This window comes from Pseudomonas sp. BNK-30 (assembly GCF_047456185.1).
GTDB classification, from domain to species: Bacteria; Pseudomonadota; Gammaproteobacteria; order Pseudomonadales; family Pseudomonadaceae; genus Aquipseudomonas; species Aquipseudomonas putida_E.
Genome location: NZ_CP179904.1, coordinates 4,142,764 through 4,168,922 on the forward strand (window position 1 = coordinate 4,142,764; position 26,159 = coordinate 4,168,922).

25 protein-coding genes are annotated in these 26,159 nt (G+C 63.1%); 13 read left to right on the forward strand and 12 right to left on the reverse strand.

Translation table 11 applies throughout. The features are described 5' to 3' along the window. Nucleotides 1–46: 46 nt before the first annotated feature. The 4 genes from ACMGGN_RS19200 to ACMGGN_RS19215 form a co-directional block, all read right to left on the reverse strand. Nucleotides 47–676, reverse strand: coding sequence for a pseudouridine synthase (locus tag ACMGGN_RS19200; RefSeq protein ID WP_046785145.1), 630 nt, complete (start codon nucleotides 674–676; stop codon nucleotides 47–49). 6 nt (nucleotides 677–682) lie between these two features. Next, the gene (gene amn / locus ACMGGN_RS19205; protein ID WP_046785144.1) at nucleotides 683–2,146 is read right to left on the reverse strand and encodes an AMP nucleosidase; all 1,464 of its coding nucleotides are present in this window, start codon (nucleotides 2,144–2,146) and stop codon (nucleotides 683–685) included. A 68-nt stretch (nucleotides 2,147–2,214) separates the two neighbouring features. Further along, nucleotides 2,215–3,867 (reverse strand): acyl-CoA dehydrogenase family protein, encoded by a 1,653-nt coding sequence (locus ACMGGN_RS19210; RefSeq protein ID WP_115273501.1) that lies wholly within the window; start codon nucleotides 3,865–3,867, stop codon nucleotides 2,215–2,217. 125 nt (nucleotides 3,868–3,992) lie between these two features. Further along, nucleotides 3,993–5,984, reverse strand: a complete 1,992-nt coding sequence (locus tag ACMGGN_RS19215) for a hybrid sensor histidine kinase/response regulator (RefSeq protein ID WP_119688211.1) — start codon at nucleotides 5,982–5,984, stop codon at nucleotides 3,993–3,995. A 265-nt stretch (nucleotides 5,985–6,249) separates the two neighbouring features. On the opposite strand from ACMGGN_RS19215, the gene ACMGGN_RS19220 reads away from it, so the two are divergent. The 4 genes from ACMGGN_RS19220 to ACMGGN_RS19235 all read left to right on the forward strand — a co-directional run bounded on the left by ACMGGN_RS19220 (nucleotide 6,250) and on the right by ACMGGN_RS19235 (nucleotide 9,718). Beyond that, a complete protein-coding gene (locus ACMGGN_RS19220; RefSeq protein ID WP_115273499.1) occupies nucleotides 6,250–7,047 on the forward strand; it encodes a hydroxymethylpyrimidine/phosphomethylpyrimidine kinase in 798 nt (265 codons plus the stop codon). A 14-nt stretch (nucleotides 7,048–7,061) separates the two neighbouring features. Continuing rightward, nucleotides 7,062–7,685 (forward strand): thiamine phosphate synthase, encoded by a 624-nt coding sequence (thiE, locus tag ACMGGN_RS19225; protein WP_115273498.1) that lies wholly within the window; start codon nucleotides 7,062–7,064, stop codon nucleotides 7,683–7,685. 17 nt (nucleotides 7,686–7,702) lie between these two features. Next, nucleotides 7,703–8,986 (forward strand): glutamate-1-semialdehyde 2,1-aminomutase, encoded by a 1,284-nt coding sequence (gene hemL / locus ACMGGN_RS19230; protein ID WP_115273497.1) that lies wholly within the window; start codon nucleotides 7,703–7,705, stop codon nucleotides 8,984–8,986. 186 nt (nucleotides 8,987–9,172) lie between these two features. Then, nucleotides 9,173–9,718, forward strand: coding sequence for a tetratricopeptide repeat protein (locus ACMGGN_RS19235; RefSeq protein ID WP_119688210.1), 546 nt, complete (start codon nucleotides 9,173–9,175; stop codon nucleotides 9,716–9,718). Nucleotides 9,719–9,724: 6 nt separating this feature from the next. Here ACMGGN_RS19235 and ACMGGN_RS19240 read toward each other — a convergent pair whose 3' ends face one another. Next, nucleotides 9,725–10,051, reverse strand: a complete 327-nt coding sequence (locus tag ACMGGN_RS19240) for a DUF1820 family protein (RefSeq protein ID WP_039601874.1) — start codon at nucleotides 10,049–10,051, stop codon at nucleotides 9,725–9,727. A 163-nt stretch (nucleotides 10,052–10,214) separates the two neighbouring features. On the opposite strand from ACMGGN_RS19240, the gene ACMGGN_RS19245 reads away from it, so the two are divergent. From ACMGGN_RS19245 to lnt, 4 genes are read left to right on the forward strand one after another with little or no spacing between them, the layout of a single operon-like run. Next, complete coding sequence (locus ACMGGN_RS19245; RefSeq protein ID WP_039601873.1) at nucleotides 10,215–11,213, forward strand: PhoH family protein; 999 nt, start codon at nucleotides 10,215–10,217, stop codon at nucleotides 11,211–11,213. After that, the gene (ybeY, locus tag ACMGGN_RS19250) at nucleotides 11,206–11,679 is read left to right on the forward strand and encodes an rRNA maturation RNase YbeY (RefSeq protein WP_012312569.1); all 474 of its coding nucleotides are present in this window, start codon (nucleotides 11,206–11,208) and stop codon (nucleotides 11,677–11,679) included. The genes ACMGGN_RS19245 and ybeY overlap by 8 nt, the downstream gene beginning before the upstream one ends. 25 nt (nucleotides 11,680–11,704) lie before the next feature. After that, nucleotides 11,705–12,544 (forward strand): HlyC/CorC family transporter, encoded by an 840-nt coding sequence (locus ACMGGN_RS19255; RefSeq protein ID WP_046785138.1) that lies wholly within the window; start codon nucleotides 11,705–11,707, stop codon nucleotides 12,542–12,544. 8 nt (nucleotides 12,545–12,552) lie between these two features. Then, nucleotides 12,553–14,070, forward strand: a complete 1,518-nt coding sequence (lnt, locus tag ACMGGN_RS19260) for an apolipoprotein N-acyltransferase (protein ID WP_204919515.1) — start codon at nucleotides 12,553–12,555, stop codon at nucleotides 14,068–14,070. A 143-nt stretch (nucleotides 14,071–14,213) separates the two neighbouring features. Here the strand turns inward: lnt and ACMGGN_RS19265 are convergent, their stop codons facing one another. Both ACMGGN_RS19265 and ACMGGN_RS19270 read right to left on the reverse strand, forming a co-directional pair. Then, nucleotides 14,214–14,975: a YdcF family protein gene (locus ACMGGN_RS19265; RefSeq protein WP_414156219.1), complete on the reverse strand. Its 762-nt coding sequence runs from the start codon at nucleotides 14,973–14,975 to the stop codon at nucleotides 14,214–14,216. A 134-nt stretch (nucleotides 14,976–15,109) separates the two neighbouring features. Continuing rightward, on the reverse strand, nucleotides 15,110–15,424 hold the full coding sequence (locus ACMGGN_RS19270) for a hypothetical protein (protein ID WP_012312565.1): 315 nt from the start codon (nucleotides 15,422–15,424) through the stop codon (nucleotides 15,110–15,112). A 227-nt stretch (nucleotides 15,425–15,651) separates the two neighbouring features. On the opposite strand from ACMGGN_RS19270, the gene leuS reads away from it, so the two are divergent. The 5 genes from leuS (at nucleotide 15,652) to ACMGGN_RS19295 (ending at nucleotide 21,664) form a co-directional block, all read left to right on the forward strand. Beyond that, nucleotides 15,652–18,258, forward strand: coding sequence for a leucine--tRNA ligase (gene leuS, locus ACMGGN_RS19275; RefSeq protein WP_046785135.1), 2,607 nt, complete (start codon nucleotides 15,652–15,654; stop codon nucleotides 18,256–18,258). A 61-nt stretch (nucleotides 18,259–18,319) separates the two neighbouring features. Beyond that, nucleotides 18,320–18,925: an LPS assembly lipoprotein LptE gene (gene lptE / locus ACMGGN_RS19280; protein ID WP_012312563.1), complete on the forward strand. Its 606-nt coding sequence runs from the start codon at nucleotides 18,320–18,322 to the stop codon at nucleotides 18,923–18,925. 37 nt (nucleotides 18,926–18,962) lie between these two features. Continuing rightward, nucleotides 18,963–20,000 (forward strand): DNA polymerase III subunit delta, encoded by a 1,038-nt coding sequence (holA, locus tag ACMGGN_RS19285; RefSeq protein WP_115275467.1) that lies wholly within the window; start codon nucleotides 18,963–18,965, stop codon nucleotides 19,998–20,000. A 122-nt stretch (nucleotides 20,001–20,122) separates the two neighbouring features. Continuing rightward, the gene (gene arfA, locus ACMGGN_RS19290; RefSeq protein ID WP_016489355.1) at nucleotides 20,123–20,287 is read left to right on the forward strand and encodes an alternative ribosome rescue factor ArfA; all 165 of its coding nucleotides are present in this window, start codon (nucleotides 20,123–20,125) and stop codon (nucleotides 20,285–20,287) included. Nucleotides 20,288–20,347: 60 nt separating this feature from the next. Then, entirely contained in the window at nucleotides 20,348–21,664 is a 1,317-nt protein-coding gene (locus ACMGGN_RS19295) for a lytic murein transglycosylase (RefSeq protein ID WP_414156220.1), read from the forward strand. Nucleotides 21,665–21,769: 105 nt separating this feature from the next. Here the strand turns inward: ACMGGN_RS19295 and ACMGGN_RS19300 are convergent, their stop codons facing one another. From ACMGGN_RS19300 to ACMGGN_RS19320, 5 genes are all read right to left on the reverse strand, one after another. Continuing rightward, nucleotides 21,770–22,708: a S66 peptidase family protein gene (locus ACMGGN_RS19300; protein WP_414156221.1), complete on the reverse strand. Its 939-nt coding sequence runs from the start codon at nucleotides 22,706–22,708 to the stop codon at nucleotides 21,770–21,772. An 86-nt stretch (nucleotides 22,709–22,794) separates the two neighbouring features. Then, nucleotides 22,795–23,811: a lipoyl synthase gene (gene lipA / locus ACMGGN_RS19305; RefSeq protein ID WP_012312558.1), complete on the reverse strand. Its 1,017-nt coding sequence runs from the start codon at nucleotides 23,809–23,811 to the stop codon at nucleotides 22,795–22,797. 2 nt (nucleotides 23,812–23,813) lie between these two features. After that, a complete protein-coding gene (gene lipB, locus ACMGGN_RS19310; RefSeq protein WP_012312557.1) occupies nucleotides 23,814–24,461 on the reverse strand; it encodes a lipoyl(octanoyl) transferase LipB in 648 nt (215 codons plus the stop codon). Beyond that, entirely contained in the window at nucleotides 24,461–24,736 is a 276-nt protein-coding gene (locus ACMGGN_RS19315; protein ID WP_012312556.1) for a DUF493 domain-containing protein, read from the reverse strand. The genes lipB and ACMGGN_RS19315 overlap by 1 nt, the downstream gene beginning before the upstream one ends. Nucleotides 24,737–24,808: 72 nt before the next feature. Next, on the reverse strand, nucleotides 24,809–25,969 hold the full coding sequence (locus tag ACMGGN_RS19320) for a D-alanyl-D-alanine carboxypeptidase family protein (RefSeq protein ID WP_046785132.1): 1,161 nt from the start codon (nucleotides 25,967–25,969) through the stop codon (nucleotides 24,809–24,811). Nucleotides 25,970–26,159: the final 190 nt, after the last annotated feature.

Genomic DNA, 26,159 nt, shown 5'->3' on the forward strand with positions numbered 1-26,159 from the left:
GCATTTTCTGTGGGGGCCGGCTTGCCGGCGATGAAGCCAGCGAGCATTACAGCTTGGCCGGCACCTCGCGCCAACACCCCTGCTCCAGCCCATCCAGCGCCCAATCACCGATCCGCACCCGCACCAGGCGCAAAGTCGGCAAGCCCACCGCCGCTGTCATGCGCCGCACCTGGCGGTTACGCCCCTCGCGAATCACCAACTCCAGCCAACTGGTCGGCACGCTCTTGCGAAAGCGTACCGGCGGGTTGCGCGGCCACAGCTCAGGCTCATCGAGGCGCCGTGCTTCGGCAGGCAAGGTCGGCCCGTCATTGAGCTGCACGCCCTCGCGCAAACGCGTTAGCTGCTCATCGCTCGGCTCGCCTTCCACCTGTACCCAGTACGTCTTGGCCAGCTTGTGCCTGGGGTCGGCGATGCGCGCCTGCAAACCGCCGTCGTTGGTCAGCAGCAGCAAACCTTCACTGTCACGGTCCAGCCGCCCGGCCGGGTAAATGCCAGGAATATCGATGTAATCCTTGAGCGTGGCACGGCCATCGCTGTCGCTGAACTGGGTAAGCACATCGAATGGCTTGTTGAACAGGATCAGGCGAGGCTCGGCCGGTGGCGCCTTGGGCTGGCGCTTTGGGCCGGCAGGCCGCGCCTTAGGGTGGCGCGGCTTGGAACGGGGTGGCAGTGGCATGGATCCTCAGCGGAACGGCGGCTCATCGAAGCTGCGCAGTTTACGCGAGTGCAGCGAATTGAGCTCGGTGCGCAGCAGGTCGAGGGCGGCGATACCGATCTTCAAGTGCTGGCTGACCGCGCGGTTGTAGAAGGCGTTGGCCGACCCAGGCAGCTTGATTTCGCTGTGCAGCGGTTTGTCGGACACACACAGCAAGGTGCCATATGGCACTCGCAGGCGATAACCCTGGGCGGCGATGGTGCCGCTCTCCATGTCTACCGCCACGGCCCGCGACAGGTTGATCAGTGGCCGTTCCTGGGCCCAGCGCAGCTCCCAGTTACGGTCGTCGTATGTCAGCACGGTGCCGGTGCGCAGGCGCTTCTTCAATTCCTCGCCACGTTCGCCGGTAACCTGGGCTGCCGCCTCCTGCAACGCCAGTTGCACCTCGGCCAGGGCCGGGATCGGGATGTTCGGCGGCACCACCCGGTCAAGGATACCGTCGCGGCGCATGTAAGCGTGCGCCAGCACATAGTCCCCGATGGTCTGCGACTGACGCAGGCCCCCGCAGTGGCCGATCATCAGCCAGCAATGCGGACGCAGCACGGCCAGGTGGTCGGTGATGTTCTTGGCGTTGGACGGGCCGACGCCGATGTTGACCAGGGTGACACCATCACCGTCGGCGGCGATCAGGTGATACGCCGGCATCTGATAGCGGTGCCAGACCACGCTGGCCACCAGGGCCTGGGCCTCACCATGGTCCATGCCTTTTTCGATCGCCACGTTGCCCGGCAGCACCATGCGCACGAAACGCGGGTCGTCACGCAGCTGTTCAAGGCCATGGCTGATGAACTGGTCGACATAACGGTGGTAGTTGGTCAGCAGGATCCAAGGCTGCACATGGCGCCAGTCGCTGCCGGTGTAATGCACCAGGCGGCGCAGCGAGAAGTCCACGCGGGCGGCGTCGAACAGCGCCAGCGGGAGGGTTTCGGCACTGCCCCAGTCACACAGCCCGTCGGCGATGTTGTCGGTGGCGGCGGACAGGTCGGTACTGGGGAATACCCGCGCCAGCTCGGCGGCAGTGATGCCGCTGCCCGCCAGTTCATCGCCCTGGTCGACCACGTAAGGGTACGGGATGTTCTGCTCGCTGACGCCTACCTCGACGGTCACGGTGTAGTCGTGCATCAAGGGGCGCAACTGCTCGAGCAGATAACCCCTAAATGCCGCAGGCTGGGTGACTGTGACGCTGTAGGTGCCCGCCACCTGTACCTTGGCATAGGCACGGGTGGTGGCGGCGACTTCGCCGTGGCTGTAATAGGTCAGGCGCAAGGCCGGGTAGCGGTAAACGGCGCGCTCGTCGGCGTCCGGCTCGGTGCGGTCCTTCAGGTAACGCTTGAGGGCCTGGCTGAGGGCCCCGGTGGCCTGTTCATGCAAGGCCGCCAGACGGTCGACGGCCTGTTCGGGGGTATCAACGACTACAAAGGCTTGGCTCACACTGTGCTTCCTGTCTGGACATGCATGTCAGCCATCTTGCCTGCCTTCGCCGGTAAAAACACCCCCTGTCAGCCGGGCCAGACCGGCGTGGCCCGTGCCACCAGCGCCTGGACATCGGCGCCGCGCGGCAATGCCCCGTAAACGCGACCGCCGCCGGCCAGCCGGCTGCCGATGAAGGCATCGCTGACTGAGGTGTTGCCCGCTTCCAGCAACAGCTTGGCCTGCAGGGCCAGGGCGATGTCCTCGGTCAGCTGCCGGGCACGATACTGAATGTCGCCCGTGTCGGCGAACGCGCCCTTGAGATTGCCGATGTGCGCCGCCAGCCGTGGATCGCCATGGCCATCGCCCAGTTCAGCGAACAGCGCGTCGAGCACACCCGGCTCCTTGGACAAGGCACGCAGTACGTCCAGGCACTGGACGTTGCCCGACCCCTCCCAAGTGGAATTGACCGGTGCTTCGCGGTACAAGCGCGGCAGGATGCTGTCCTCGACATAACCGGCGCCGCCCAGGCATTCGGCAGCTTCGTTGATCATCGCGGGCGCGCGCTTGCAGATCCAGTACTTGCCCACCGCCGTGACCAACCGGGCGAAGTGCGCCTGCTGCGGATCATCGAGTTGCTCTAGCGCTTGCCCCATGCGCAGGCTCAAGGCCAGGGCCGCTTCGCTTTCCAGTGCCAGATCGGCCAGCACGTTCTGCATCAGCGGCTGCTCGCTCAGCACCCGGCCGCCGACCTTGCGGTGCGCGCAGTGGTGGGTAGCCTGGGTCAAGGCCTGGCGCATCAGGGCGCTTGAGCCGACCATGCAGTCGAAGCGGGTCATGGCCACCATCTCGATGATGGTTGGCACTCCCCGCCCCTCCTCGCCGACCATCCAGGCCAGAGCGCCACGCAGCTCCACTTCGCTGGAAGCATTGGAGCTGTTGCCGAGCTTGTTCTTCAGGCGCTGGATGTAGAACTGGTTACGGCTGTCATCCGGGCGATGGCGTGGCAACAGGAAACAGCTCAAGCCTTTGTCGGTCTGCGCCAGTGTCAGGAAGGCGTCGCACATCGGCGCCGAACAGAACCATTTATGCCCAACCAGCTCGTAGGCCTGGCCCGGCCCCGGGCTGCCGACAGGATAGGCGCGGGTGGTGTTGGCGCGTACATCGGTACCGCCCTGCTTTTCTGTCATGGCCATGCCGATGGTCACGCCTGCCTTGTGCTGATCGCCGACGTTGCGGGGGTCGTACTCGCGGGCAAGAATCTTCGGCAACCAGTACTCGGCCAGCTCAGGCTGCAGCCTGAGTGCGGGGACAGCGGCAAAGGTCATGGTCAGCGGGCAACCGGTACCGGCTTCTGCCTGGCTGTGCAGGTAGGTCATCGATGCCCGGGCTACATGGGCGCCGGGGCGCGGCTCGGCCCAGGGCAACGACGGCAGGCCGTGTTCGACGGCCGTACGCATCAGCTCGTGGTAGGCGGGGTGGAACTCCACCAGGTCGATGCGGTGCCCGTAACGGTCATGGCTGCTGAACGCTGGTTTGTGCGCGTTGGCCAGAAAGCCTGCGGCCATCAGGGGCCCACCGGCCAAGGCACCGTAGGCATCGATCCGCGATTCGGCCCAGCCGGCACCGAAACGCCGCGACCACTCCTGCAGTGGCAGGTCCAGGCGGTACAGGTTGGCGCCGTCGAGGGACGGTGGCTGATTGGTGACTTCGTGGGTTTCAGCGTACTGGTGCAGGTTCATCGGGAGCTCCTGGGGCCGGGTATGCATGAAAGTCCCAGTGAAGCACTCCCTGTGGGCCAGTCAAAGTGCCAATAATGACTAAACAGGTGGCAACGCACACCATCGTGGCATGCGCCCGGCAGCCTTCAGAACCGGGTAACCCCCGAAGCCGCCCTGCCCGCCGTTACCTGCACCTGCGCTATCGCCACATTCAGCGTCAACTCGAAACGGCTGCCCAACCCCCGCGTAGACTCATGCATCAACGTGCCCCCCAGCACCTCGCCCAACTGCCGGCAGATCGACAGGCCGATGCCCAGGCCACCGTAGCGCCGGGTCATCGAGCCATCGACCTGGAAGAAGCGCTGATACAGGATCGCCTGGTCCAGGTCATCGAAGCCGATGCCGCTGTCACTGACGGTGAAGGTCAGCGCCAGGCTGTCGGGCCCAAGCCGACGGCCGCGCACCTGAACCATCACGCCGCCCTGGTGGGTGAACTTCAGGCCATTGTCCACCAGGCAACCCAGGCAGCGCGTCAACTTATGCGCATCGCCAAGCAGTTCGTCCGGCAGCTCTGCGGGAATGTCCAGGCTCAGGTAAAGCCCTTTGCCAAGGGCCGTTCCAGCGTAGCCGGCACGCAGGTCCTGAAGCGTGCGGCGCAAGCTGAACGGCACCGGCTGCGCGCGCAGGCGACCTGCCTGCAGCTCGGTGAGGGTAAGAATATCGTCGACCATGTCCATCATGTTCTGCGCAGAGCCCACCGCCGTGCGGTGGTACTGGGCCATCTCGGCGCTCAGCGGCAACGTGTGCATCAGCTCCAGCGAGCCGATAACACCGTTCATCGGGGTGCGCAGTTCATGGGTGATCGTGGCGAGGAATTCATCCTTGAGGTGGTTGCTCCTGGCCAGCTGCTGGTTCAGTTGTTCCAGTGTCCGCCCGGTATCACGCAGGGTCTGCGCCTGCTGTTCGCGCATGCTGTTGATACGGTCGGCCAGGGCCAGGGACAACAACGCCACTTCCAGCGCCGCACCGAGCTGGCTGGCATACATGGTCAGGAACACATTGGGCAGGTACCCCAGCACCATCAGGGTATTGACCAGCCCGCCCAGCAGGAACGCCGTCCAGGCAATGATGAACCAGCGAGCCACGCGCAGACCGCGCACCCAGGCGTATAGCCCCGCAGTGAAAATGCTGACGGTGAACAGCAGGGCCAGCACAGTGGCCATGCGCAAGGCAATGCCATAGGGCATGCTCACCGCCAGCAGCATCACCAGCACTGCCCCGAGCATCAACAGTTGCAGCAGCCGATCGAACCCTCGGCTGATCGTGCCCAGGCGCAGGAAGTGGCGGGCGAACTGGCAGCCGAACAAGCCGGCCGCACCGATGAACAAGGGCGTGGCGGCATTCGCCCACCAGGGGCTGTTCGGCCAGAAGTACGCCACCCCTGCGCCGTTGACCGACACCTGGTAGAGGCCGAACGAGGCAATATAGAGGATGTAGTAGAGGTAACTGACGTCCCGAACGCTGAGGAAGATGAACAGGTTGTACACCAGCATCACCAGCAACACCCCGTAGATCATCCCCAGTACATACAGGCGCGTGGGCTGCTCTTCCATGTAGGCCTCGGCAGACCACAGCGCCAACGGCGCCTGCACCGAGCCCTGGCTGTGCAGGCGCAGGTAGACGGTGGTCGCCTGATTGGGCTGCAGCGGCAGTTCGAACAGGTAGTTGTTCTGGCGGATCTGCCGGCTGTCGTAGGGCAAGGCATCGCCGGTACGCTGTGCCAGGCGGTAGGTACCATCGGCGCCCGGCAGATAGAGCTCGAGGTGATCCAGCGGCGGGTACGCCAGCTCCAGCAACCATTGGCGCGGTGCGGGGTTGGCCGAGGCCAGGTAGCGCAAATCGACCTTGAGCCAGAACACCGAAGTCGAATAGCCGGCATTCAGCACTTGTTCACGGTGCAGGCGAAAACGCTTGGCGAAGGTGGGCGCGGTAACCTGGGCGATGCTGGCGCTGCCCTCGCGGTCTTCATAGACCTGCATGGTGCTGCCCAGCGAAAGGTACCGGGTGGTGTCGTCGAAATCGACCGCAGTGGCCAGCACGGGCAAGCAGCCCAGAAGCAAAATCAGCAAATAGCGCATACGGCCCCAGCATGGCGTGCCCGGACACGTCGCAATGGCCCCCTATCCCTATGAGACGACGAATTCCGGTAAAGCCCGTTTATCGAGTTATCCGAGCACTCTAGCATAGCTTTGAAGGCTGGCAACGGGCCATCTTGATTTAAGCTTAAAAGGCTCTAGATCAGTGCTTTCAGGCCAGTGAAAAGCATAAAGCTGACCCATCGATCAACAAAACCCGTTTGTAGGACGATCCGTACAAAAGGGTTTGGTGGTAAGCTCGCCGACCATGAATACCTACAGCTCCCGCCCCGTTGTCCTCTGTCTATCCGGCCACGACCCAAGTGGCGGTGCCGGCTTGCAGGCAGATATCGAAGCCCTGATCGCCCAAGGCTGTCACGCCGCACCTGCGGTGACCGCCCTGACCGTGCAGGATACCGTCAATGTTTCCGACTTCCGCGTGCTCGACCGCGAGTGGGTGCTGGCCCAGGCCAATGCCGTACTGGCCGACTCCACGGTAGCCGCGGTCAAGCTGGGCATGCTCGGCTCGATCGAAATGGTCGATACCGTCGCCGAACTGCTCAGTGCCCACCCGCACCTGCCGGTGGTCTGCGACCCGGTGCTGCGCGCCGGTGGCGGTGGCCGGCTGGGCAAGGACGAGGTCGGCTATGCCCTGCGCGAGCGCCTGTTGCCGCTGGCCGCCATCGCCACCCCTAACCTGCCCGAGGCCCGCATTCTTGCCGAACTGCCCGAAGGTACGGCAGACGAGTGTGCCGAAAAATTGTTGCCGTTCTGCAAACACCTGCTGATCACCGGTGGCCACGGCGACGAAGACGAAATCCACAACCGTCTGTACAGCCGCGATGGCCAGCATCATACCTGGACCTGCCAGCGCCTGCCTGGCAGCTACCACGGCTCGGGTTGTACCCTGGCCAGCACGTTGGCCGGCCGCCTGGCCTTGGGCGAAGCCCTGCAAAGCGCCGTGCGCAGTGCACTCGACTACACCTGGCGCACCCTGCGTGACGCCGAGCAGCTGGGCAAGGGCCAGTTCGTCCCGCGCCGCCTGCCCCTGGACTTCTGCTCCTGATACGAGGCTTTCTGATGAAGCTACGCGGTCTGTATGCAATCACCGACAGCCAGCTGCTCGCCGGCCGTTTCCTGTCCCATGTCGAGGCGGCACTGGAAGGCGGCGTGCGCCTGCTGCAGTACCGCGATAAAAGCGATGATGCCGCCCGTCGACTGCGCGAAGCCCAAGCGCTTCTCAAGCTCTGCGAGCGCTACGGCACCGAGCTGGTCATCAACGACGACGCCGAACTGGCTGCGCGCCTGGGCGTCGGTGTGCATCTGGGGCAGACCGACGGCCCATTGACCCCGGCGCGTGCGCTGCTGGGCCGCCAGGCCATCATTGGCTCGACCTGCCACGCCAGCCTCGACCTGGCCGCCCAGGCCGCCAGCGAAGGCGCCAGTTATGTCGCCTTTGGCCGTTTCTTCAATTCCGTGACCAAGCCCGGTGCACCCGCTGCCGATGTTGGCCTGCTGGCGCAGGCCCGGGCCCAGGTCAAACTGCCGCTCGCCGTGATCGGCGGCATCACCCTCGACAACGCCGCTCCGCTGGTCGCCCACGGTGCCGACCTGCTGGCGGTGATCCATGGCCTGTTCGGTGCCGACAGCGCGCAGGAAGTCACCCGCCGCGCCCGCGCCTTCAACGCCCTGTTCGCTTCCTGATTTCAAGAGAAGATCCCATGTCCCGTTCCGAATCCCTGTTCGCCCAAGCCCAGAAGCACATCCCAGGTGGCGTCAACTCGCCGGTCCGCGCCTTCAAGAGCGTCGGCGGCACCCCGCTGTTCTTCAAGCATGCCGAAGGCGCCTATGTCGTCGACGAAGACGACAAGCGCTATGTTGACTATGTGGGTTCGTGGGGCCCGATGATCCTCGGCCACGGCCACCCACAGGTGCTCGACGCGGTGCGCAACCAGTTGCAGCACGGCTTGTCCTACGGCGCGCCGACCGCCATGGAAACCGAGATGGCAGACCTTGTCTGCTCGCTGGTGCCGTCCATGGAAATGGTACGCATGGTCAGCTCCGGCACCGAAGCCACCATGAGCGCGATCCGCCTGGCCCGGGGTTACACCGGCCGCGACGCCATCATCAAGTTCGAAGGCTGCTACCACGGCCACTCCGACAGCTTGCTGGTCAAGGCCGGCTCCGGTTTGCTGACCCAGGGCGTGCCAAGCTCGGCAGGCGTGCCGGCGGACTTCGCCAAGCACACCCTGACCCTGCCGTTCAACGACATCGCTGCAGTCGAGAAGACCCTGGCCGAAGTCGGCCAGACCGTAGCCTGCATCATCGTCGAGCCAGTGGCCGGCAACATGAATTGCGTACCGCCAGCGCCTGGTTTCCTCGAAGGCCTGCGCGAGCAGTGCGACAAGCACGGCGTAGTGTTGATCTTCGACGAAGTGATGACGGGCTTTCGCGTCTCGCTGGGCGGCGCCCAAGGCTACTACGGCATCACGCCGGACCTGTCGACCTTCGGCAAGATCGTCGGCGGCGGCATGCCGGTCGGCTGTTTCGGCGGCAAGCGCGAGATCATGGGCTGCATCGCCCCGCTGGGCCCTGTGTATCAGGCCGGTACCCTGTCGGGTAACCCGCTGGCCATGGCCGCAGGCCTGACCACGCTGAAGCTGATCAGCCGCCCGGGCTTCCACGACGAGCTGAGCGGCTTCACCAGCCGCATGCTCGACGGCCTGCAGCAGCGCGCAGATGCCGCTGGCGTGCCGTTCGTGACAACCCAGGCAGGTGCCATGTTCGGCCTGTACTTCAGCGGCGCCGACGATATCGTCACCTTCGATGACGTGATGGCCAGCGATGCCGAGCGCTTCAAGCGCTTCTTCCACCTGATGCTCGACGGTGGCGTCTACCTGGCACCTAGCGCGTTCGAGGCCGGCTTTACCTCGATCGCACACGGTGACAAGGAGCTGCAGATCACCCTGGATGCGGCTGAGCGGGCATTTGCCGCACTGAAGTAAAGCGCGGTCAGAGCTCTTCGCCGGGTAAACCCGCGAAGAGCTCTGGCGATAAATGCCCGTCCATCACCAGTAACTTTTCCCACCGGTACATAAATTCGAGTAAAACTTTGTAAGGTTGGCGCTGCTTATCCCATAATGTGCCACCAGAGACATTGGCCGTAGCTTTGCAGAGGTAAGTCGATCCCCATGAACCGCACCGGCCGCGCCCTTGCCCTGGGCTGCCTGTTGCTTCTTCAGCCCCTGCTGGCACTGGCGGAGGGCGGTAACTCGTTGCTGATTCCTGCAACGGGGCGCTGCACGCTCAATGTCCAGCCAGAGGACCAGCAAAACGCCCTCAAGGCTTGCGAGCAGATGGCGGCGACCGGGGACGCCCAGGCGCAGTACGAACTGGGTGAGTACTACTACGCGCAAACCCCCAAAGACCTGAAAATGGCCTTGGACTGGTTCGAAAAAGCCTCGCTGCAGGGCCATGCACAAGCCCAGTATCGCCTTGGCGGCATGTTCTTTCATGGTGAAGGGGTCGAGGCCAACAACGTACAGGCCTATATCCTGCTGAAAATGGCGGCGGTCAACGGTGCCGAAGATGCGCTGGACATGGCCGACGAAGTCACCGAGCAGATGCCCCGCGATGAACTGGAGCATGCCACCCAGGTGCTCGGCCAGATTTTCCGCAAATACCTGCTGGAACTGCAAAGCGCCGAAGGGCGCACGCCGTTCTCGCCGCTCCCCTGACTCGCTTTACTTCTCTGGCATCGGCATAGGGAACGGCATCACATTGCCACTTCCCTTGGCTTCGCTGATCTTGGCCGTGCCCAGGCGCTCGACCTCGTCGATACGCACGATCGAGTGCATCGGCACGAAGCTGCGGATCACACCTTCGAACTGGTTCTTGAGCTTCTCTTCGCTCGGGTCGACCACGATCTGGGTGCGCTCCCCAAAAACGAATTCCTCGATTTCCAGGAAGCCCCACAGGTCGCTCTGATAGATCTGTTTGGCATACATCTCGAAGACCTGCCCCTGATTGAGGAAGATCACTTTATAGATGGCGGGTTCGCGTTTGCTCATGTTTGCCGGGATAACACATGCGTAAGAAAAGGCGCGCATCATAACAGACAGGCCCGTTGATCTGTGCCGCCGATACCGTTGAACGTTTCAGTGCTTTCGCCCCTGCCCTTCAAGGGTTATTCTTGAGTTCACCATTATTGCCGTCGAGCGGCTAAAAACGACCTTGAACGCACCCATACAACCTCATCGTTTCATCCTCGAACCCTTCGAGGCCCACCGCTTCGCCAACCTGTGCGGCCAGTTCGACGAGCACTTGCGCCTGATCGAACAACGCCTGGCTATCGAAATCCGCAACCGCGGCAATCAATTCGAGCTGATCGGCGAACCCAAGACCACCTCTGCTGCCGAGCAACTGCTGCGCCGCCTCTATCGCGAGGCCAAGGCCACCGAGCTGTCGCCGGAAACCGTGCACCTGTACCTGCAGGAATCGACCGTCGAGAACATCGAAAACCCGGCAGTCAACGAGGTCAGCGTTTCCCTGCGCACGCGCAAGGGCAACATTCGCCCACGCGGCGTCAACCAGCAGCGCTACGTCAAGGAAATCCTGGCCAACGACATCAACTTCGGCGTAGGCCCGGCCGGTACCGGCAAGACTTACCTGGCCGTGGCCTGCGCCGTCGATGCCCTGGAGCGCGAGCAGGTGCGCCGCATCCTGCTGGTGCGCCCGGCGGTCGAGGCCGGCGAAAAGCTTGGCTTCCTGCCTGGCGACCTGGCCCAGAAGATCGACCCGTACCTGCGCCCGCTGTACGACGCCCTGTACGAGATGCTCGGCTTCGAGCACGTGGCCAAGCTGATCGAGCGCCAGGTGATCGAGATCGCCCCGCTGGCCTACATGCGCGGCCGTACCTTGAACAACAGTTTCATCATCCTCGACGAGAGCCAGAACACCACGCTCGAGCAGATGAAAATGTTCCTGACCCGCATCGGCTTCGGCTCCACTGCGGTGATCACCGGCGACATCACCCAGGTCGACCTGCCACGTGGCACCAAGTCGGGCCTGGCTCATGTGATCGAGGTGCTCAAGGACGTTCCGGGTATCAGTTTTACCCACTTCCAACCCAAAGATGTGGTTCGTCACCCACTGGTGCAGCGCATTGTCGAGGCCTATGACCGCTTCGATGCCCGCCAGGCCAAGCCCGAGGCGCCCGGCAAAGATGCTTGAACTTGACCTGCAGCGCGCCACGGATGCCGCCACCCCTGACGATGCCGCTTTGCGCGCCTGGTGCGAACTGGCCTTGCGCCAGCGCAGCGCCGACTCGGAAATGACCATCCGTCTGGTCGACGAAGCCGAAGGCCGCGAGCTCAACCACACCTACCGGCACAAAGACTACGCGACCAACGTGCTGTCGTTCCCGGCCGATGTGCCCGATGAACTGCTCGATATCCCGCTGCTGGGCGACCTGGTGATCTGCGTGCCGGTGGTCGAGCGCGAGGCTGCCGAACAGGGCAAATCGCTGCAAGCGCATTGGGCGCACCTGGTCATCCACGGCTGCCTGCACCTGCTTGGCTACGACCACATCGAAGACGATGAGGCCGAGGAAATGGAAGCGCTGGAACGGGAATTGCTGGCAGAACTGGGTCACCCCGACCCGTATGCCGATGATGAAAACGATTCAATCACACACTGATACTGCAAGGATCACGAGAAACGCCATGAGCGAAGATCGATCGAGCAACGGGCAGAAGTCCTGGCTGGGTAAACTGACCCAGGCTTTTGCCCATGAGCCGAAAAACCGCCAGGAGCTCCTCGAGCTGCTGCGCGAAGCCCATCAGAACAAGCTGCTCGACAGCGAAGCGCTGACCATCGTCGAAGGCGCCATCCAGGTCGCCGACCTGCAGGTACGCGACATCATGGTGCCGCGTTCGCAGATGATCAGCATCAAGGCTACCCAGTCGCCTCGCGAATTCCTGCCGGCCGTCATCGACGCCGCGCACTCGCGTTACCCGGTGATCGGCGAAAGCCATGACGATGTGCTCGGGATCCTGCTGGCCAAGGACCTGCTGCCGCTGATCCTCAAAGAGAACGGCGACAGCTTCAACATCAGGGACCTGCTGCGCCCGGCCACGTTCGTGCCCGAGTCCAAGCGCCTGAACGTGCTGCTGCGCGAGTTCCGCGCCAACCACAACCACATGGCCATCGTCATCGACGAGTACGGCGGCGTGGCGGGCCTGGTCACCATCGAGGACGTGCTCGAACAGATCGTCGGCGACATCGAAGACGAGCATGATGTCGAGGAAGACAGCTATATCAAGCCACTGCCCAGCGGCGACTTCCTGGTCAAGGCGCTCACGCCGATCGAGAACTTCAACGAGTTCTTCGACAGCGAGTTCTCCGATGATGAGTTCGACACGGTTGGCGGCCTGGTGATGAGCGCTTTCGGCCACCTGCCCAAGCGCAACGAGACCACTGAGATCGGGCCCTACAAGTTCCGTATTCTCAATGCCGACAGCCGGCGGATACACTTGCTGCGCCTGACCCCGATCACCCGCTAAGGACAAACATGCGTTGGATCACCCGCCCCGGCTGGCCCGGTAACCTGCTGGCCTTGGCGGCCGGCGCCTCTACCCTTCTGGCCCTGGCGCCATTCGACATCTGGCCGCTGGCCCTGTTGTCCATCGCGGTGCTCTACCTCGGCCTGCGCGAGCTCACCCCGCGCCAGGCCATGTGGCGCGGCTGGTGGTTCGGGTTTGGCCTGTACGGGGCCGGCACCTGGTGGATCTACGTCAGCATGAACACCTACGGCGGCGCCTCGCCGCTGCTGGCGATCGTGCTGCTGGTGGCGTTCTTCGCCGCCCTTGCCTGGTTCTTTGCCCTGCCCACCTGGCTGTGGGCGCGCTGGCTGCGCCGCAATGAAGCCCCCTTGGCCGATGCGCTGTGCTTTGCCGCCCTGTGGCTGCTGCAAGAGGCTTTCCGTGGCTGGTTCCTGACCGGCTTCCCCTGGCTTTATGCCGGCTACAGCCAACTGGACGGGCCTTTGGCTGGCCTGGCGCCGCTGGGCGGCGTGTGGCTGATCTCTTTCGCCCTGGCATTGAGCGCGGCGCTGCTGTGCAACCTGCACCGCCTGCGTGCACGCCCATCGTTCCTTGCCGTGGGAGCCTTGTTGCTGCTGGCCCCCTGGGTTGTCGGCATAGCCCTCAAAGACCACGCCTGGACCAAGCCTGCTGGCGACCCACTGACGGTCGCGGCCCTGCAGGGCAACGTCGAACAAGAGCTGAAATGGGACCCGGCGCACATCGATGCACAACTGGCGCTGTACCGCGACATGAGCTTCAGCTCAAAACCGGTGGATCTGCTGGTTTGGCCAGAGACAGCCGTGCCGATCCTCAAGGACCAGGCCCAAGGCTACATCGACGTGATGGGGCGTTTTGCCGCCGACCGGCATTCGGCACTTATCACTGGCGTGCCGGTGCGCGAAGTGGTGCATCAGCAACGCCGCTACTACAACGGCGTGACCGTGACAGGCGAAGGCGATGGCACCTACCTCAAGCAGAAGCTGGTGCCCTTCGGCGAGTACGTGCCACTGCAGGACATGCTTCGCGGCCTGATCGAGTTCTTCAACCTGCCGATGTCGGACTTCGCCCGCGGCCCTGAGGACCAGCCACTGCTCCAGGCCAAGGGTTACCAGATCGCCCCGTACATCTGCTACGAGGTGGTCTACCCCGAGTTCGCTGCGGGCTTGGCGGCGCGCAGCGACCTGTTGCTGACCATCAGCAACGACACCTGGTTCGGCACCTCGATCGGCCCGCTGCAGCACCTGCAGATGGCGCAGATGCGCGCGCTGGAAGCCGGCCGCTGGATGATCCGCGCCACCAACAACGGCGTTACCGCCTTGATCGACCCGTTTGGCCGGATTACGGCCCAGGTTCCGCAGTTCCAGCGGGCCGTGCTGTATGGCGAAGTGGTCCCGATGCAGCAACTGACGCCGTACCTGCAATGGCGCTCGTGGCCGCTGGCGATTGTCTGTGCCTTGCTGCTGGGTTGGGCATTGCTGGCGGGGCGCATAGCCAAAACCGTCTGATCAGGCCGTAGGAGCGGCCTTGTGTCGCGATGGGCTGCGAAGCGGCCCCAGGATATCAGCGGCGCCACAGATATCCTGGGACTGCTGCGCAGTCCTTTCGCGACACAAGGCCGCTCCTACACGGGCTCGAGTGCTCTCTTGAATCAATAGAACAACCGATACCCCGCCAACCCTACCGCTTCATTCAGCAATTGCCCGCTCTGCCACATCGCCCGGCTTTCCGGCAGCAACCCGGCAAACGGCCGCGCATGGTCACGCCCAAGGAACCCCATCGGCGCCGGTATCACTTCAAACCCGGCCTGCTCGAAGCTCCAGCGCGAACGTTGCATGTGCCAGGCCTGGGTCACCAGCACCACACGCCCAATACCCAGTGGCTTGAGTAATTGCGCGCTGAATTGGGCATTTTCCCAGGTGGTCCGGCTGGCCTCTTCCTTCCATTTGACCTCGACAGCGAAATCTTCACGCAGCCGATCCGCCATCAGCTGCGCCTCGCTCGGCGGGGTACCGTAGTGCAAACCGCCACTGGTCAGCACCGGCAAGCCCGAAGCCTTGGCCAGTCGCGCGGCAAAGCGCATACGCTCAAGCGCCGTTGCCGAGGGCTGGTCCTCACCGCCCCAGGCCGGATCACCGCGCTCACGCCCTGCGCCGAGCACGACGATGGCATCCGCCCTGCGCGCCAGGCTGGCCCAATCGCCGGATGCCAGCGGGGGCTCGGTTTCCAGCAGGCGCGCACCGTGCTGCACCACCAGCGGCAGGCTCATCAACCACAACCCACCCAGCCCCAGCACAAAGCACAGCGCCGCCAGCCGCGGCCGCCGGGCGCGCAGCCACCAGGCCGCCAGCAACAGCAGGAACAGGATGCCCGGCGGCATCAACCATTGTTTGATAAAAAATCGAATCGGCATCGGCTACACCTCCTTGGCAGGCGTGCAGCCTATGAGGATCGGCGCCGGTCAACAAGTGCGCTGCCGGCGCCGATCGGGTGAAGTGTTTGTTGAATTACCGGGGCGCGATGGCCTGCGCCGGGCGCCCTGAACGGCTAGCGATGTGGCAGCGTCCTGGGTGTCGCCGTCGTGGCGGGGCGTTTCTTGTCCTTGAGCCAAATGATCTTCGCCGATGTCGGTTCCGCATGCGGGTAACTACCGGCGCAGGCATTACGGCGTTCCGGGACCGAGTCCAGGTAAGCCTTGATCACTTCGAACTCTGCATGGCTCAGGCCACGCAACTCCAGCTCGGCTGGCATCTCGTCGCGCAATCGTACCGACGTTCTGGCGACTTCCAGGGCCAGGCCAAGACGGTCGATCAGGCGTTCGTAAAGCTCCGGTTTGATTGCGGGTAGCTGCGTCTCTCCCATCCGTTCACCTCATTGAAGATAAAGAATATCTCCCCCCACACCTGAGCTTAGCGCCGCTTCGAAAAGCAGCCCGGTGCAGCGACCAGCGGCCATTCGCAATCAGGGTTTCCCACGATGCGCGGCGCTACTGTATGCTACGGCGTTCACTCTCACGACACCGGAGTGCCGGACGCAGCGAGGTTCCGCTGCCTGGAACAAGGTCTCTTCTCTCTCAGCCAAAAGTAGCCATGCACGAACAATACACGCCCCGTGATATCGAAGCCGCCGCCCAGCATTTCTGGGACGAGCAACAGTCGTTCGCTGTTACCGAACAGCCAGGCAAAGACACCTACTATTGCCTATCGATGTTCCCGTACCCGAGCGGCAAGCTACACATGGGCCACGTGCGCAACTACACCATCGGCGACGTGATTGCCCGCTACCAGCGCATGCTGGGCAAGAACGTCCTGCAACCGATGGGCTGGGACGCTTTCGGCATGCCCGCGGAAAACGCGGCGATGAAAAACAACGTCGCCCCGGCCAAGTGGACATACGAAAACATCGACTACATGAAGACCCAGCTCAAGAGCCTGGGCCTTGCCATCGACTGGGCACGTGAAGTCACCACCTGCAAGCCGGACTACTACCGCTGGGAACAGTGGCTGTTCACCCGCCTGTTCGAAAAAGGCATCATCTACCGCAAGAACGGTACCGTGAACTGGGACCCGGCCGACCAGACCGTGCTCGCCAACGAGCAGGTCATCGACGGCCGCGGCTGGCGTTCGGGCGCGCTGATCGAAAAGCGCGAAATCCCCATGTACTACTTCCGCATCACCGACTACGCCGACGAGCTGCTAGAAAGCCTCGACGAGCTGCCGGGCTGGCCTGAGCAGGTCAAGACCATGCAGCGCAACTGGATCGGCAAGTCGCGCGGCATGGAAGTACAGTTCCCGTACGATCAGGCGAGCATCGGCCACGAAGGTACGCTGAAAGTCTTTACCACCCGTCCGGACACCCTGATGGGCGCGACTTACGTTGCCGTTGCCGCCGAGCACCCATTGGCTACCCAGGCCGCCCAGGGCAACCCGGCGCTGCAGGCATTCATCGACGAGTGCAAGAGCGGCAGCGTTGCCGAGGCCGACATGGCCACCCAGGAGAAGAAGGGCATGCCCACTTCCCTGCTGGTCGAGCACCCCCTGAGCGGTGAAAAGCTGCCGGTATGGGTCGCCAACTATGTGCTGATGCACTACGGCGACGGTGCCGTAATGGCCGTACCGGCCCACGACGAGCGCGACTTCGAGTTCGCCCACAAGTACAACCTGCCGGTCAAGGCTGTGGTGCGCACCAGCGCCGGCGACGAAGTCGGCAGCGAATGGCAGGCGGCCTACGGCGAGCACGGCCAGCTGATCAACTCCGGCGAGTTCGACGGCCTGGACTTCGCTGGCGCCTTCGACGCCATCGAGGCAGCCCTGATCCGCAAGGAGCTGGGCAAATCCCGCACCCAGTTCCGCCTGCGCGACTGGGGCATCAGCCGCCAGCGTTACTGGGGCTGCCCGATCCCGATCATCCACTGCCCGTCCTGCGGCGACGTGCCGGTGCCGGAAGACCAGCTGCCGGTCACCCTGCCAGAGAACGTGGTGCCGGACGGCGCCGGTTCGCCACTGGCGCGCATGCCCGAGTTCTACGAGTGCAGCTGCCCGAAATGCGGCGCCGCGGCAAAGCGTGAAACCGACACCATGGACACCTTCGTCGAGTCGTCCTGGTACTTCGCCCGCTACGCCTCGCCGAACTACGACAAGGGCCTGGTCGATCCGAAAGCGGCCAACCACTGGTTGCCGGTCGACCAGTACATCGGCGGCATCGAACACGCCATTCTGCACCTGCTTTACGCGCGTTTCTTCCACAAGCTGATGCGTGACGAAGGCCTGGTCACCTCCAATGAACCGTTCAAGAACCTGCTGACCCAGGGCATGGTGGTCGCCGATACCTACTACCGCGTCGCCAGCAACGGTGGCAAGGACTGGTTCAACCCGGCCGACGTCGAAATCGAGCGCGATGCCAAGGCCAAGATCATTGGCGCACGCCTGAAGACCGACGGCCTGCCGGTGGAAATCGGCGGCACCGAGAAGATGTCGAAGTCGAAGAACAACGGCGTCGACCCACAGTCGATGATCGAAGCCTACGGCGCCGACACCTGCCGCCTGTTCATGATGTTCGCCTCGCCGCCCGACATGAGCCTGGAATGGTCGGACTCTGGCGTCGAAGGTGCAAGCCGCTTCCTGCGTCGTGTCTGGCGCCTGGCCCAGGGCCACGTCAACCAGGGCCTGCCGGGTAAACTGGACCTCGCCACGCTGAACGACGAGCAGAAGGTCATCCGCCGTGCAATTCACGCCGCGATCAAGCAGGCCAGCACCGATGTGGGCCAGTACCACAAGTTCAACACCGCCATCGCCCAGGTGATGACCGTGATGAACGTCCTGGAGAAGGCCCCCCAGGGCACCGAGCAAGACCGTGCGCTGCTGCAAGAGGGCCTGGAGGCCGTCACCTTGTTGCTGGCCCCGATCACCCCGCACATTTCCCACGAACTGTGGAAGGCGCTGGGCCATGAGCAAGCGGTTATCGATGCTGGCTGGCCAGTTGTCGATGAAAGCGCTCTGGTGCAGGACACCGTAACCCTGGTGGTCCAGGTCAACGGCAAACTGCGTGGCCAGGTAGAAATGCCTGCAGCCGCCAGCCGCGAAGAAATCGAAGCCGCCGCCCGCAACAACGAAAATGTCCTGCGCTTCATCGATGGCCTGACCATCCGCAAGGTCATCGTAGTGCCAGGCAAGCTGGTCAACATCGTCGCCAACTGATGGCAACGCCCACCTGCAGCCAGTGCGGGTGGGCGGTATCGGCCCACAAGGGAGCAACAACATGATCAAACGCAATCTGCTGGTATTGGGCCTGGCCATCATGCTCAGCGCCTGCGGTTTCCAGCTGCGCGGCACCGGCACCTCCGAGCTCAGCGTCAAGGAAATGGACGTCAGTGCACGTGATGCCTACGGCCCGACCGTGACTCAACTGCGCGAAGTACTGGAGCGCAGCGGCGTCAATGTGCACACCGGCGCCCCGTATCGCCTGGTACTGACCAACGAACAGCAAACCCAGCGCGCAGCGTCCTACGCCAGCAGCAACCAATCTGCCGAGTACGAACTGACCACAGTGCTCAGCTACAGCATCCTTGGCCTGAACAACCTGGAGCTGATGAGCGACAAGCTGGAAGTGCGCAAAATCTATGTACGCGACGGCGGCAACATCACCGGTTCCGACCAGGAAGCCACTGTTGCCCGCGAAGAAATGCGCCGCGACCTGGTCAACGCCATGGTCGTGCGCCTGCAGATGCTGACGCCGCCTCAGCTGGACCAGTTGCAGCGCGAAGCTGACGAACGCGCCAAGGCCGAAGCCGCCGCACTGGAGGCCGCGCGCAGCCAGCAGGCGGAAACGCCGCAGCAATCGCCGCTGGAAATTCCGGGCAATTGAGCCCGTGCGGGGCACTCCGGTGCCCCGCCTGTTTCCGATGAAGCTCGCCCCCGCCCAACTCAACAAGCACCTGCAAGGCGCTCTGGCCCCGGTCTATGTGGTCAGTGGCGACGATCCGCTGCTGTGCCAGGAAGCCGCCGACGCCATACGCAATGCTGCGCGTCAGCAGGGCTTTGACGAGCGCCAGGTGTTCAGCGCCGACGCCAGTTTCGACTGGGGCACCCTGCTGCAGGCGGGCGCCAGCCTGTCCCTGTTCGCCCAACGCCGGCTGCTGGAACTGCGCCTGCCCTCGGGCAAGCCTGGTGACAAAGGCGCAGCGGCGCTGATGGAATACTGCGCCAACCCTGCCGAGGATACCCTGCTGCTGGTCAGCCTGCCCAAACTCGATGGCAGTGCGCAGAAGACCAAGTGGGGCAAGGCCCTGATCGAGGGCAGCCACTGCCAGTTCATCCAGATCTGGCCGGTGGATGCCCAGCAGTTGCCGCAATGGATCAACCAGCGTTTGGCACAGGCCGGCCTTTCGGCCCAGCGTGATGCGGTCGACCTCATTGCCGCACGTGTCGAAGGCAACCTGCTGGCTGCTGCCCAGGAAATCGAAAAGCTCAAGCTGCTCGCCGACGGCAGCCAGATCACCGTAGACACGGTGCAGGCGGCCGTTGCCGACAGCGCGCGCTTCGATGTCTTCGGCCTGGTCGATGCCATTCTCAATGGCGAAGCTGCGCATGCCCTGCGCATGCTCGAAGGCCTGCGCGGTGAAGGCGTGGAGCCACCTGTGATTCTGTGGGCCCTGGCGCGCGAACTGCGTCTGCTGGCGGGGCTTTCGCAGCAGTTCAGCCAGGGTGTGCCCTTGGACAAGGCCTTCAGCCAGGCCCGCCCACCGGTATGGGACAAGCGCCGGCCGCTGGTCAGCAAAGCCCTGCAGCGCCTGTCGGCGCAGCGCTGGGCGCAGCTGCTGCAGGATGCCCAGCGCATCGATGCGCAGATCAAGGGGCAAGCCGTGGGGTCACCATGGACCGGGCTGTCACGCTTGTCATTGCTCATGGCCGGGCAGCGGTTGGCTCTACCGCCTGAGTGACTCAAATACTGGGAGCCTGTTTGCAGCCCCGGTATTTCAAACCATTGACACAATCAATTGGCCCCGGCCTCTCTACAGGCCTAGAGTCCGCCCCGAAACCCACCCGACCCGGGAATCCCGCCATGAGCAAAAAGCCGAAGAAGCACGGCCCCAACAAGGCCAAATCCATCGTCGCCCAACCCTTGTTCCGCTGCCGCCAGGAGCGACCGGACAAGGGCAAAGGCAGCTACCGCCGCGAAGCCTTCCAATCGAGAGATTGGGAGGCTTCTTACTTTTTGGCCGCATGAAAGCATCGAAAGCGCAGGCATGATATGGTCGGCACCTGACCTGAAATTCTGGATCTGTGCATGCCCTTCAGTCTTACCCCTCGCTGGAAATCCCGCCAGCTGCTCGCGGCCTCCAGCTTAATCCTGCTCGTCGCCTGCGCGGAAAAGCCCACCGCCGCCGACGCCCTGCCGCTGGCCCCCGCCCAGCCCGCGCCGATAGTGACTCTGCCCAGCGCCACGCCCGACGTCAGCACTGAAATTCAGCCGCTGCAAACATTTGCCCAATGGCAGGCCGGCTTCCGCCAGCAAGCGCTGCAGGCTGGTATCTCGGCAAGCACTTTCGACCGCGCGTTCATTGGCGTGACGCCGGACATGGATGTGATCAAGGCAGACCGCAGCCAGCCCGAATTCACCCGCCCGGTGTGGGAATACCTGGAGGGAGCACTGTCGCCGCTGCGAGTGCGAAACGGCAAGAAACTGCTTGAGCAGAATGCCGAGCTGCTGGCCCGCCTCGAACAGCGCTATGGTGTAGACCGTCAGGTCCTGGTCTCGGTCTGGGGCATGGAGAGCAACTTTGGCCAGTTCCAAGGCAGCAAGTCGGTAATTCGCTCACTCGCGACCCTGGCGTATGAAGGCCGCCGCCCGCAGTTTGCCCAGGATCAGCTGATTGCCGCGCTGCAGATCATCCAGCATGGTGACATCCAGCCAGAGGCCATGCGTGGTTCCTGGGCCGGCGCCATGGGCCAGACCCAGTTCATTCCCACCACCTACAACACCCATGCAGTGGACTTCGACGGTGACGGCCGCCGCGATATCTGGAACAGCACTCCGGATGCCTTGGCATCGACTGCGCATTACCTGCAAAGCTCCGGCTGGAAGCGCGGGCAACCATGGGGTTTCGAGGTTCAGGTACCTGCAGGCTTCGACTTCTGGCTGGCCGATGGCGCGCTGCGCAAGCCCGTCAGTGAGTGGTTGCAATTGGGTGTGAAACTGCCGGCGGGCACCAAACTGCCGATGGGCAGCAACGAACTTTCCGCAGCCCTGCTGCTGCCGGCCGGCGCCCGTGGCCCAGCATTCCTGGTGCTGGACAACTTCCGCGCCATTCTCAAGTACAACAACTCATCGTCCTATGCACTGGCCGTGAGCTTGCTGGGCGATCGTTTTTCGGGCTGGGGCTTCATCGCAGGCAGCTGGCCCAAAGAAGACTTGCCGCTGAGCCGCAGCGAGCGCATGGAGCTGCAGAACCTGCTCAACGCCAACGGGCATGATGCGGGCAACCCCGATGGCATCATCGGTGCCAATACCCGTAAGGCCATTCGCAATGCGCAGCAGGGTTTTGGGTGGCCAGCAGATGGGTACCCGACGCACAAGTTGCTCGATAGCCTGCGTCAACGGTGATAATGCCGGGGGCGCCTTGCGCCCCATCGCGACACGAGAAATCGCTCATCCCCCTGTAGGAGCGGCCTTGCGTCGCGAAAGGGCCGCAAAGCGGCCCCGACAATCTCACCCCTTGAACAAATCCTGCGCCAATACCAGGCTCCGCGCCTCGCTGTCCAGCACCACCTCTGCACCCAGCGGCAAACACACGTTCGGGTCACAATGCCCGCTGCGCCACCCGGACAGCACTGGCACACCCAACGGCGCGAAGATGTCCAGCAACAGGGGCGTCAACGCCGCCACGGTGATACCGGCAAAATCCCCCACCAGCACCCCCTTCACCCCCGCCAACTTGCCTGCCAGACGCAACTGGGTCAGCAGCCGGTCCACCCGGTAAAGCGGCTCGTTGACGTCCTCGATGAACAGGATGCAGCCCTTCGTATCGATCTGCGCCAGTGTTCCCAGGGTCGCCCCCAGAATCGACAGGTTGCCGCCCAGCAAACGCCCCCTGGCAACACCAGGCACCACGCAATTCAAGACGAATTCAGCCGGGTGCACGATGGCATCACCCTCCCCTAACGCCCCACTCAACTGCGCCATCAGCGACGACTCGGTCGGTGCGAGCTTGGCACCCAGCAGGTCAGCGTTGAGCATCGCTCCATGAAAGCTGATCAAGCCGCTATGACGATAGATAGCCGTGTGCAGCGCAGTGATGTCGCTGTAGCCGATCAGCGGCTTGGGGTTGCGCCGGATCAGGTCGAAGTCGAGCTGATCGAGCAGGCGCATGCTGCCATAGCCACCGCGCATGCACAGGACTGCGTCGATGGTCGGGTCAGCGAAGGCATCGTGCAGATCCTGTAACCGTTGCTGATCGGAGCCCGCCAGATAGCCTTCGGCATGCCCCACTCCAGGGTAGATACGGCAGCGATAACCGCGCTCGGCAAACCACTGGCCAGCCTTTTGCGCATCCAGCCTTGCCGGCCCCGCCGGAGCGACAATGGCAAAGCAGGCATTGTCCGGCAGCGCGGCGGGCAGGCGGTGTTCAAACGTTTCGGCGCAATTCATCGCAACTCCTTGCAGCGCTGGGCACAAAAACAAAAAAGCCGATGCCGCCTTTCGGCGTGCATCGGCATGTACGGCTCAAACCAGGATCAGAGCTTGATCTTGGCTTCGTGAGCCTGCTGGTCGGCATGGTAGGACGAACGCACCAACGGGCCCGATGCGACGTTCTTGAAGCCCATCTTGTAGCCTTCCTCGGCAAACCAGGCGAAGGTGTCGGGGTGCACGAAACGCTGCACTGGCAGGTGGCTGCGCGAAGGCTGCAGGTACTGCCCGAGGGTGAGCATGTCGATGTCATGCTCACGCATGCGGTGCATCACTTCGATCACTTCTTCGTCCGTCTCGCCCAGGCCGAGCATCAGGCCAGACTTGGTCGGTACGTGCGGCACCATCTGCTTGAACTTCTGCAGCAGGTCCAGCGACCAGTCGTAGTCCGAACCGGGACGTGCGGCCTTGTACAGGCGCGGTACGGTTTCAAGATTGTGGTTGAAAACATCCGGTGGCTCTTGCGCGGTAATCTCCAGGGCCACATCCATCCGGCCACGGTAATCCGGCACCAGGGTTTCCAGCTGTACGCCCGGCGACAGCGCGCGGATCTCGCGGATGCAGTCGGCGAAGTGCTGGGCACCACCGTCGCGCAGGTCGTCGCGGTCCACCGAGGTGATCACTACGTACTTCAGGCGCAGATCGGCGATGGCAACAGCCAGGTTTTTCGGCTCGTCCACATCCAGCGGTTTCGGCCGGCCGTGGCCGACATCGCAGAACGGGCAGCGACGGGTGCAGATGTCGCCCATGATCATGAAGGTGGCGGTACCACCGGAGAAGCACTCACCCAGGTTCGGGCAGGAAGCTTCTTCGCACACGCTGTGCAGCTTGTGCTTGCGCAGCAGTTGCTTGATGCGGTCTACCTCAGGGGAAACCGGGATGCGCACGCGGATCCAGTCGGGTTTCTTGGGCAGCTCATCGGTAGGGATGATCTTCACCGGAATGCGCGCCACCTTGTCGGCACCACGCAGCTTGACCCCAGCTTCCACCTTCTTCGGCGCTGGGCGCGGGGTGGCATCCTGGGTAGGTATCAGGTTCGGCACGGCTTCTTGCACAGTTGTCATATTCAGTCGATTCCGCCCGTCAGGGTCGTCTGCTCAGCATAGTCGAGGTGCTTGACCAGCTGTCCGCGCAGCCTTGTCCTGACCTCGTCGAGTTCGATCGGGCCTGCCAGGTCACGCAGCTGGGTCATGGCCAGCCCCGCATACCCGCAGGGGTTGATTCGGCGGAATGGCGCAAGGTCCATGTCCACGTTCAGAGCAAGGCCGTGAAAAGAACGGCCATTGCGGATTCGCAGGCCGAGGGAGGCGATTTTCGCTCCATCGACATAGACACCCGGCGCATCGGGCTTGGCCGCAGCGCTGACACCGTAACTGGCAAGCAGCTCGATCAGCGTCTGTTCGATGCGGCTGACCAGTTCGCGCACACCAAAGCCAAGGCGGCGCACGTCCAGCAGCAGGTAGGCAACCAGTTGCCCGGGGCCGTGGTAGGTCACCTGGCCACCCCGATCGGTCTGCACCACCGGAATATCGCCCGGTACCAGCAGGTGCTCGGCCTTGCCGGCCTGGCCCTGGGTGAAAACCGCGGGGTGCTCTACCAGCCAGATTTCATCCTGGCTGTCCGGGCTACGCTGCTCGGTGAAGCGACGCATGGCTTCCAGCACCGGTTCATAGGGCTGCAGGCCAAGCTCGCGAAAACCGAGACAAAGGGACATCAGAGCACCATTTTCACGATGCCGGTGGCACGCAGGGCGCTGTTTATATCGTGCAGCTGATTTTCGCTCTCGGCAACGATGTGCAACTGCACCGTGGTGTACTTGCCTTCCTTGCTCTGGCGCTCGGCCAAAGTGGCGAGGTCGACCTTGGCATGCTTGCTCAGGACCTCGATCACCATGTCCTTGAAGCCGACAACGGTATCGCCGATGACCTTGATCGGGTAATCGGCGCAGGGGAATTCGATCTTGTGCGACTTGACGTCAGGTTCGCTCATGGCGGAAACGGCCTCGTAAGCCGTGGCAACAACAACGCCCCCGCAGGATTACGGGGGCGTGCAGGTCACGTATCAGTTGAACAACCCGTAGAAGAATAGACGGATGCTATCCCACATACGACGGATGAAACCACCTTCCTCTACGCCATCGAGGGCGATCAGGTCGGCGCTGTGAACCACGTTCTCGTCCAGTTTGACTTCCACTTTACCGATCACGTCACCTTTGGCGATCGGTGCGGTGAGCTGCGGGTTCATGGTCATCGACGCCTGGAGGCGCTTCATCTGGCCTTTGGGCATGGTCAGGGTCAGGTCGTCGGCCAGGCCGGCTTTGACAATGCTGGTGGCGCCTTTCCAGACCGGGGCCTGGGTCAGTTCGGTGCCCTTCTGATAGAAGGTCTGGGTTTCGAAGAAGCGGAAGCCATAGGTCAGCAGCTTCTGGGTTTCGGCAGCACGGGACTGCTCGCTGTTGGTGCCGAACACCACCGCGATCAAGCGCTGGCCGTCGCGTACAGCCGAGGCCACCATGCAGTAGCCGGCTTCTTCGGTGTGGCCGGTCTTCAGGCCATCGACCGTCTTGTCACGCCACAGCAGCAGGTTGCGGTTTGGCTGCTTGATGTTGTTCCAGAAGAACTCTTTCTGCGAGTAGATGGCGTAGTGGGCCGGGTCGACGTTGATGATCGCGCGCGCCAGGGTAGCCATGTCATGGGCCGAGGAGTAGTGGTCCGGGTGCGGCAGACCGGTCGGGTTCATGAAGTGGCTGTTGGACAGACCCAGGTCGGCGGCAGTCTTGTTCATCATGTCGGCAAAGGCATCTTCGCTGCCAGCGATGTGCTCGGCCAAGGCGACCGATGCATCGTTGCCCGACTGGATGATGATGCCATGCAGCAGGTCACTGACGGTGACCTGGCTACCGACCTTGATGAACATGCGCGAACCACCGGTGCGCCAGGCATTCTCGCTGACGGTGACCGGATCGTTCTCGCCGATCTGGCCACGGCGGATGTCCAGGGTGGCGATGTAGGCGGTCATCAGCTTGGTCAGGCTGGCCGGCGGCAGACGCTCGTCACCATTGTTCTCGACCAGCACATTGCCGCTGGACGCGTCCATGAGTACGTAGGACTTGGCTGCCAGTTGCGGTGGTGCCGGCATCATCTGCTCTGCCGCAAAGGCAGCAGGCGTGATCATCAGCAGTACGGGCAGGCAAAGTCGTTTGGCAAGGTTGGTGATGTTCATCCGTCTCTCGAAAATCGCTAATGGTCTGAGATGTTCCCTGGGCCACATCGTGTGCCCAGCGCCAGTCAGTCTAGTTTTTGCGGCTCAGGGCCGAGCCCAGGAAGTGCGGCTTTATGTCGCTGCGGGCAAAAGCGGACATTGTACATGGCCGCGCCCGTCAATTCATGACAAAACAGACAGCTAGAGGCTC

Bases quoted from the DNA above. Each gene is read 5' to 3' on its own strand.
- ACMGGN_RS19200 (WP_046785145.1), bottom strand. From the start codon at position 676: ATGCCACTGCCACCCCGTTCCAAGCCGCGCCACCCTAAGGCGCGGCCT.
- ACMGGN_RS19210 (WP_115273501.1), bottom strand. From the start codon at position 3,867: ATGAACCTGCACCAGTACGCTGAAACCCACGAAGTCACCAATCAGCCA.
- ACMGGN_RS19215 (WP_119688211.1), bottom strand. From the start codon at position 5,984: ATGCGCTATTTGCTGATTTTGCTTCTGGGCTGCTTGCCCGTGCTGGCC.
- ACMGGN_RS19220 (WP_115273499.1), top strand. From the start codon at position 6,250: ATGAATACCTACAGCTCCCGCCCCGTTGTCCTCTGTCTATCCGGCCAC.
- thiE (WP_115273498.1), top strand. From the start codon at position 7,062: ATGAAGCTACGCGGTCTGTATGCAATCACCGACAGCCAGCTGCTCGCC.
- hemL (WP_115273497.1), top strand. From the start codon at position 7,703: ATGTCCCGTTCCGAATCCCTGTTCGCCCAAGCCCAGAAGCACATCCCA.
- ACMGGN_RS19235 (WP_119688210.1), top strand. From the start codon at position 9,173: ATGAACCGCACCGGCCGCGCCCTTGCCCTGGGCTGCCTGTTGCTTCTT.
- ACMGGN_RS19240 (WP_039601874.1), bottom strand. From the start codon at position 10,051: ATGAGCAAACGCGAACCCGCCATCTATAAAGTGATCTTCCTCAATCAG.
- ybeY (WP_012312569.1), top strand. From the start codon at position 11,206: ATGCTTGAACTTGACCTGCAGCGCGCCACGGATGCCGCCACCCCTGAC.
- ACMGGN_RS19255 (WP_046785138.1), top strand. From the start codon at position 11,705: ATGAGCGAAGATCGATCGAGCAACGGGCAGAAGTCCTGGCTGGGTAAA.
- lnt (WP_204919515.1), top strand. From the start codon at position 12,553: ATGCGTTGGATCACCCGCCCCGGCTGGCCCGGTAACCTGCTGGCCTTG.
- ACMGGN_RS19265 (WP_414156219.1), bottom strand. From the start codon at position 14,975: ATGCCGATTCGATTTTTTATCAAACAATGGTTGATGCCGCCGGGCATC.
- ACMGGN_RS19270 (WP_012312565.1), bottom strand. From the start codon at position 15,424: ATGGGAGAGACGCAGCTACCCGCAATCAAACCGGAGCTTTACGAACGC.
- leuS (WP_046785135.1), top strand. From the start codon at position 15,652: ATGCACGAACAATACACGCCCCGTGATATCGAAGCCGCCGCCCAGCAT.
- lptE (WP_012312563.1), top strand. From the start codon at position 18,320: ATGATCAAACGCAATCTGCTGGTATTGGGCCTGGCCATCATGCTCAGC.
- holA (WP_115275467.1), top strand. From the start codon at position 18,963: ATGAAGCTCGCCCCCGCCCAACTCAACAAGCACCTGCAAGGCGCTCTG.
- arfA (WP_016489355.1), top strand. From the start codon at position 20,123: ATGAGCAAAAAGCCGAAGAAGCACGGCCCCAACAAGGCCAAATCCATC.
- ACMGGN_RS19295 (WP_414156220.1), top strand. From the start codon at position 20,348: ATGCCCTTCAGTCTTACCCCTCGCTGGAAATCCCGCCAGCTGCTCGCG.
- ACMGGN_RS19300 (WP_414156221.1), bottom strand. From the start codon at position 22,708: ATGAATTGCGCCGAAACGTTTGAACACCGCCTGCCCGCCGCGCTGCCG.
- lipA (WP_012312558.1), bottom strand. From the start codon at position 23,811: ATGACAACTGTGCAAGAAGCCGTGCCGAACCTGATACCTACCCAGGAT.
- lipB (WP_012312557.1), bottom strand. From the start codon at position 24,461: ATGTCCCTTTGTCTCGGTTTTCGCGAGCTTGGCCTGCAGCCCTATGAA.
- ACMGGN_RS19315 (WP_012312556.1), bottom strand. From the start codon at position 24,736: ATGAGCGAACCTGACGTCAAGTCGCACAAGATCGAATTCCCCTGCGCC.
- ACMGGN_RS19320 (WP_046785132.1), bottom strand. From the start codon at position 25,969: ATGAACATCACCAACCTTGCCAAACGACTTTGCCTGCCCGTACTGCTG.